Origin of the sequence: Arthrobacter sp. NicSoilB8, assembly GCF_019977355.1 — a bacterium.
In the GTDB taxonomy this organism is placed as follows: Bacteria; Actinomycetota; Actinomycetes; order Actinomycetales; family Micrococcaceae; genus Arthrobacter.
In genome coordinates this window covers 238,715-244,714 of sequence record NZ_AP024656.1, presented here as the reverse complement: position 1 = coordinate 244,714, position 6,000 = coordinate 238,715, and the positions used below count along the sequence as shown (strand labels likewise).

The following is a 6,000-nucleotide window of genomic DNA, read 5'->3' as shown; positions in this document are numbered from 1 at the left end:
GGGTGTTTCCCTTGTCTTTGACGGGGTGTGAGGTCGTGGTTGTCGGCCTGTTCGGGCACGGCCGATCGGCCGTGCCCGAGGCGCCAGGTGCTTCAGGCTCCGGACACGGTGCCGGTGGCCGGGGTGCGGACTACTTGCCCGGCGTAGGAGAATCCGCCGCCGAAACCGAACAGCAGAACGGGGCTGTCGGGCGGAAGATGTCCGCTACGCACCAGCCTCGCAAGGGCGATCGGGATACTGGCCGACGACGTGTTCCCCGAGGTGACGACGTCACGTGCGGTGATCTCGCGGGAGATTCCGAGTTGATCGGCGAGGGGCTCGATGATGCGCAGGTTGGCCTGGTGCGGGACGAACCCTGCGAGCTCGTCCGGCCGGATGCCGGCGATCTCGCAGGTTTTCCGGGCCAGCGTGGCGGCCTCGCTGATGGCCCAGCGGAACACTGACATGCCTTCCTGCTGGAAACGGAGTTTGGGTTCTTCGATCCTGACCGCGTGGGACAGCTCGGGGACTGATCCCCAGTGGACTGGTCCGATCCCCGGAGTTGGTGAGGCGGTGAGCACGAGGGCGCCGGCACCGTCACCGACGAGAACGCAGGTGGTCCTGTCGGTCCAGTCCGTGAAGTCACTGAGCTTCTCGGCCCCGATGACCAGAGCGGTGTTGGCGGCCCCGGAACGGATGGCCTGGTCAGCGACGGCAAGGGCGTGCGTGAACCCCGAGCAGGCGGCATTAAGGTCGAACACGGCAGGGTTCCGGGCACCCAGCGCGGCCGAGACCCGCCCGGCGGTGCTTGGGGAGCGGTCCAGTGCGGTCACGGTAGCAACGACGACCAGGTCCAGATCCGCGGCTTCGATCCCGGCATGTTGAAGGGCGTCCCGCCCGGCCTGGGTAGCCATGTCCGCGACGGACTCGGTATCGGCGATGCGGCGTTCCTGGATCCCGACCCTGCTGCGGATCCATTCATCGGTGGTATCCACGATCTGGCTCAGTTCCTCGTTATCCAGGATCCTTGCGGGCTGGTACGAGCCGACCCCTGCGATCCGGGAGCCCCTGCCTGTTGAGGGTTCTGGTGCGGGCACGGTCGGTGCTGTCATGTTTTGCTCCTGAATATCGGGACCGGTCGGGCAGGGCTAATGAGGCGGGGCAATGCAGAATGCGGGCAGTACAGGGATGGGTGGTGCAGGTTACGGGAGCGGGCTGTCCGTCAGAGGTGTTCCCGCAGTGTGTTGAAAAGTTCAGAAAGGCTCAAGCCCGCCGCCGCCGCCGCATCGGCGGGCGGCACTTGGGCGGCCATGGCCCGGCACAAGGCCAAAACCAGGCCGGATGCCTCCGTTCCGGAACCGTAGTGTTCGGACAAACCAGGTTTGGGGCAGTCGGGTGCGGGGACGGCATGACCGTGCGCTGGCAGGTAGCCGCCCCGGGCCGCGGCTGCCTCGATACTTTTCAAGTGGTAGTCCATTGCTTCCTTGTCCCCAGTGTTTTCTTGCTCTCCTGGTGGTGGGTGCGGGTTGGGCGTTTACGATGCCGTAGGCGGGGACTGTGCAGGAGCGGCCGGGCTGCGGGCCAGAACGACGCAGTCCAGCGCTGGGCGGCGGGAACCGGGAACGGGACGGGACCGGGTCTCGGCCGTTTCAACCTGCAGCCCGGACGCTCTGGCCCAGCCGGCCACACGGGCGCCGTCATGCAGCGCGGCGGCGTTCCGTGGCCCGGAGGCGCTTTCGCGGGCGTCCGCCGGGTCATGGCCGATGTACAGGAACAGCCCGCCGGGGGCCAGGCCCGGGGCCGTGCGGGCGATGACGCGTTCGAGGTCGGGGCCGGGCAGCTGGAGGAAGGCGGCCAGAACAAGGTCCAGGCTTCCGCGTGCCGGGGCGCAGGTGGTGACGTCGGCGACGGACCAGGCGATCAGGTCCGTGACGCCTTCGGCGAAGGCGCGCCCGCGCCCGATATCCAGCGCTGCGGCGGAAAAGTCCATGGCTGTCACGTGCCAGCCGCGTCCGGCGAGCCACACGGCGTTGCGGCCGTCGCCGGCCCCCAGATCCAGGGCCCGTCCGGGAGCAAGCCCGTTCAGCATGGCGCGGACCGAGGAGCTTGCCGGCGCCCAGCTGAGGTCGTTCTCGGTGTACCAGAGGTTCCAGGCTTCCGCGTCCGTGGGGTACCCGGTCCCTCCGGGCCTGGAGTGCTTCCACACCGGAAGCGCCATGCCGTCCACGCTCATGGCCGGCTCCTGCCTGGGCGCAGCGCTGTTGCTCCTGCGGGCCGCCGGCCCGGTGAGTTGTTGCGCCGTCGGAACGCGTCGATCCCGGCGGGGATGCCGACGGTCGGGGCGGTCAGTACCGCCGCGGCCAGCCAGGCCGGGTTCGTGGGCCGCGCGAAAAGTGCCGGGAGGTCGAACAGCAGAAGGGCCCCCGGTCCGAAACCCGGGAGGTATTGCGGCAGACGGTCCGGTTTGGTCCGGGATTCCAGGGGTGCTGTTGGCGGCAAAGGATGCTCCTGATCATTCAGCGGACCGTGGTGCGGCCGGGAGTGGCTGCCGCGACCGGGCCCCGGTCGGGATCCTGGCCGGCGTCGGGTGCTTTGTCCTGTGCGGGAAGTTCTGCGATGCGGGCGGCCCGGGCGCGGGCGACGTGGCTGCGGGCGTGTTCCACGGCCGGGGGCAATTCCGCGAACAGGTGTTTGTGGTGGCGCAGGGATTCCAGGACGCCGACCTTGGTGACCAGGGCCAGGTGGCGCTCCTGGATGCCTTTGATCAGCACGGTGATGCCGCGGCGTTCGAGGGCGTTGACGATGTCGGTGATGACCCTGGCCCCTGTTGCGTCCAGGACCTGGAGCTGGGACATGCGGATGATGACGACGTCGACATTGCGGATAGCGCTGACCCGGTCCAGGACGCGTTCGGCGGCGGCGAAGAACAGGGCCCCGTCGAGCCGGAACACGGCGATGTGTTCGTCCCCGTTCTGGACGGGGCCGGGGATCTCTTCCCGGTGTACGCCGCTGGACTTGACCAGGGCGCGCAGGGCGAAGAACGAGGCAACGGCGATGCCGATTGCGACTGCCTCGATGAGGTCGAAGGAGACGGTGATCAGCGCGGTGACGAAGAACACGACGGTGTCGGCCCGCGTCGAGCCGATGACGCTGCGCAGCGTGGTGGGGGAGACCATGCGCGTGGCAGTGACCATCAGGACCCCGGCCAGGGCGGCGAGCGGGATGCGCGCGACCGGGCCGGTGGCGAGGTAGACCACGGCCAGCAGGACGAGGGCATGGGTGACGGCGGCGAGCCGGGTCCGGCCGCCGGAGCGGATGTTCACTGCGGTGCGGGCAATGGCCCCGGTGGCGGGCATGCCCCCGAAGAACCCGGATGCGACGGATGCCAGGCCTTGGCCCAGGAGTTCACGATCGGCGTCGTAGGGTCCGGTGTCGGAGATCGACGCGGCGACCCGGGCCGAGAGCAGCGACTCGATTGCTGCCAGGGCCGCGATGGTCGCGGCCGGTGCTGCCAGCGCGGTCACGGTGCCCCAGTCCAGTGAGGGCAGGACGGGTGCGGGCAGCGAGTCGGGCAGGGTACCGATCCGGGCCACCGGAAGGTCCAGAACCTGGGCGGCGATGCTGGCGACGATGATCGCGATCAGCGAACCCGGGATCTGCGGGTGGATCCGGGGGGCAGCGATCATGATGACGGCGACCAGGACCACCAGTGCCGCGGGGGCAAGGACGGCTGCCGGGGACAGTGTGCCGAGGCCCTGTGCGGCCGATACGGCGGCGTTACTGCTTGGTCCGGCCTTGACGCCGAACGCGGCGGGGACCTGCTGCAGGAAGATAATCATGGCAATGCCGAGGGTGAAGCCCTCGATCACCGGCCAGGGAAGGAGCGTGACGATGCGGCCGAGTTTGAGAAGCCCGGCGGCGACCACGATGACCCCGGCGAGGACCGTCACGGCTGCCAGGGCGCCGATGCCCTTTGTTGCGATGACCGGGCCCAGAACCACGACCATCGCGCCGGTCGGGCCCGAGACCTGAATATTCGATCCGCCGAACACGGCGGCGATCACCCCGGCGATCACGGCGGTAATCAGTCCGCTGGCCGCTCCGGCGCCGGAACTGACCCCGAAGGCCAGCGCCAGCGGCAACGCGACGATACCCACGGTGACCCCTGCGATAAGATCCCCTTTCCAGGTGCGGGGCAGGTCCGCATAGTCCCTCCGGCCGGGCAGAAGCGCCCGGGCCGAGGTCAGGGCCTTCATCGTGAGCTGCCGGCGGCGGCAGCCAGCGGGGAAGTAGCGGCCGGAGATGTGGCCTCGGAATGTTCGAGCTGCTCGCGGGTCGTGTGCAGCATGTCGTTGAGCAGCAGCCGTGCCACGGACAGCAGGTCAGCGACCTGCGGGTACGCCAGGGAATAGAACATCTGCAGCGCCCTGCGTTCGCCCTTCACCAAGTGGTAACGGCGCAGCACGGACAGGTGCTGGGACAGATGCGAGGCCTCCAGACCTGTTGCGGCGAGCATGTCAGTGACCGACACCTCGGGCGCCGCGGAGAGCAGCTCCAGCACCCTGATCCGCACGGGATGCGCCAGACCCTTGAAAAGATTGGCCTTCACTTCATATAACGGTGCCCGGAAATCCGAAAACTCGTCCATGTCTGCCTTCCGGCCTCTCACTACGAACCCCTGCTTGACTATTTGATGCTTCTATCATCCAATATAACAGGGATGGACCAGCCTGCCCCTGCCTGGCCCCGGCTTCCGCGGACCGGACGGACACTTCACACCGGACCAGGGCATCCGCAGGTACTCTTGCCCGGCCGGGGAAAGGGCACCATAATGCCTTTCCCGACAAAGACCCCTCCGGCCGCGTCGTGCCGCGGCCCTCGGACCCGCTGCCCGGACCCTGCCCCCCCAGGTCCGGGCAGCGGCCCGGGCGGCGTGATGCGGCCGCTGCCGGCACCGGGACAAGGGCGGTCCGCGCCCGTTCCTGCCCCGTGCCTCCGGCTCCGCTTATCGCCGGGGTGTCGGTGGACACCCCGGCCCGGACGTGCGCGTGGACTTCGAACTGACCTGGCCGGCAGGCAAGGGAAGCTACCTGGTGGGGTTCCTTGCCGGCAGCGCCGAACTGGGCACCCCGGGCTACGGCGCGCTCAACCTTCTCGCCACCTGGGCTGCCGCAGTCCGCAGCGAAACACGACTCAAGACGAACGACACACCGGCCCACCGGCCCACCGTCACGCCTAACGAGCCCTCCCGGCAGCAATGCCGTTCGGGTTCCCTCCCGACGCACTGCTGATCATCAGTCTGGCTGCTAACGTCGAAATCTGATCTGTTGCGTCGATCGTTAGAAACCGCCCAGCCTGAGCTGTGCGGAGGGCTCCGCCTGACCCCAACGGGCACAACCACTTGGATCCCTGCCAGGCTCCGCGGAGAGGCCTAGCTTGCTGCGGAAGATCTGGTTGACAGTGGGGGGATTGGTGCTTCTAGATTCTTAGTTTTTTTACGTCCGTTTGTGGGCTGATCATGCTTCATGTTCATGCTGTTGCTGTTTCATTTGAGCGGCTGTGCCGCCAGGATGCAGGAGGCCACGATGACGAAGACACCACTGGAAGATTTCCTCATTGAGTGCGTCGCGCCGGATCCGGACGGCGGTCTGCCCGCAGACCAGCGCGATGTCATCGACTCCCTGTGGGATAGCTATGAGCCACCTCTCTACCGAATGCGATCGCGGCACTAGCTGACCGCAGGGCATCAGAAGAAGACCTAGATGCTCTGCGCCTTCACGTTGCATGCTCCGCCGTGCGAATACCAGGCTTTCCCGACCTCTTGAAGGACTGGCATCAGAAGCAGGGGTCTGAGATCACGGACGATCAGGCTCGAGCCTCGCGGCTCGAATGGGTCGAACGAGGGTGCCAAATGGACGACTGGTTCTGGCGGGCGCTGCACGCGCCGACGGATGTGAAAGCTCCCTTTGTCTTGCCGGACACGGGTTTTGCGAACCCGGAGGGCAAAGATTCAGATCGCGA

The 6,000-nt window shown here is 67.5% G+C and carries 7 protein-coding genes; 2 read left to right on the top strand and 5 right to left on the bottom strand.

Annotation, left to right across the window (positions count from 1 at the left end; translation table 11 throughout):
• Positions 1-92: 92 nt before the first annotated feature.
• From LDO15_RS23330 to LDO15_RS23310, 5 genes are all read right to left on the bottom strand, one after another.
• The gene (locus LDO15_RS23330) at positions 93-1,091 is read right to left on the bottom strand and encodes a beta-ketoacyl-ACP synthase III (RefSeq protein ID WP_223987953.1); all 999 of its coding nucleotides are present in this window, start codon (positions 1,089-1,091) and stop codon (positions 93-95) included.
• Positions 1,092-1,513: 422 nt separating this feature from the next.
• Positions 1,514-2,212 (bottom strand): class I SAM-dependent methyltransferase, encoded by a 699-nt coding sequence (locus LDO15_RS23325; RefSeq protein WP_223987952.1) that lies wholly within the window; start codon positions 2,210-2,212, stop codon positions 1,514-1,516.
• Entirely contained in the window at positions 2,209-2,478 is a 270-nt protein-coding gene (locus tag LDO15_RS23320; protein WP_223987950.1) for a hypothetical protein, read from the bottom strand. The genes LDO15_RS23325 and LDO15_RS23320 overlap by 4 nt, the downstream gene beginning before the upstream one ends.
• Before the next feature lie 17 nt (positions 2,479-2,495).
• Entirely contained in the window at positions 2,496-4,235 is a 1,740-nt protein-coding gene (locus tag LDO15_RS23315) for a SulP family inorganic anion transporter (RefSeq protein WP_223987947.1), read from the bottom strand.
• On the bottom strand, positions 4,232-4,627 hold the full coding sequence (locus LDO15_RS23310; RefSeq protein ID WP_223987944.1) for a metalloregulator ArsR/SmtB family transcription factor: 396 nt from the start codon (positions 4,625-4,627) through the stop codon (positions 4,232-4,234). The genes LDO15_RS23315 and LDO15_RS23310 overlap by 4 nt, the downstream gene beginning before the upstream one ends.
• A gap of 400 nt (positions 4,628-5,027) precedes the next feature.
• Between LDO15_RS23310 and LDO15_RS23305 the strand changes: the two genes are divergently transcribed.
• Both LDO15_RS23305 and LDO15_RS23300 read left to right on the top strand, forming a co-directional pair.
• A complete protein-coding gene (locus LDO15_RS23305; protein WP_223987942.1) occupies positions 5,028-5,270 on the top strand; it encodes a hypothetical protein in 243 nt (80 codons plus the stop codon).
• A gap of 234 nt (positions 5,271-5,504) precedes the next feature.
• Positions 5,505-5,711, top strand: a complete 207-nt coding sequence (locus LDO15_RS23300; protein ID WP_223987940.1) for a hypothetical protein — start codon at positions 5,505-5,507, stop codon at positions 5,709-5,711.
• Positions 5,712-6,000: the final 289 nt, after the last annotated feature.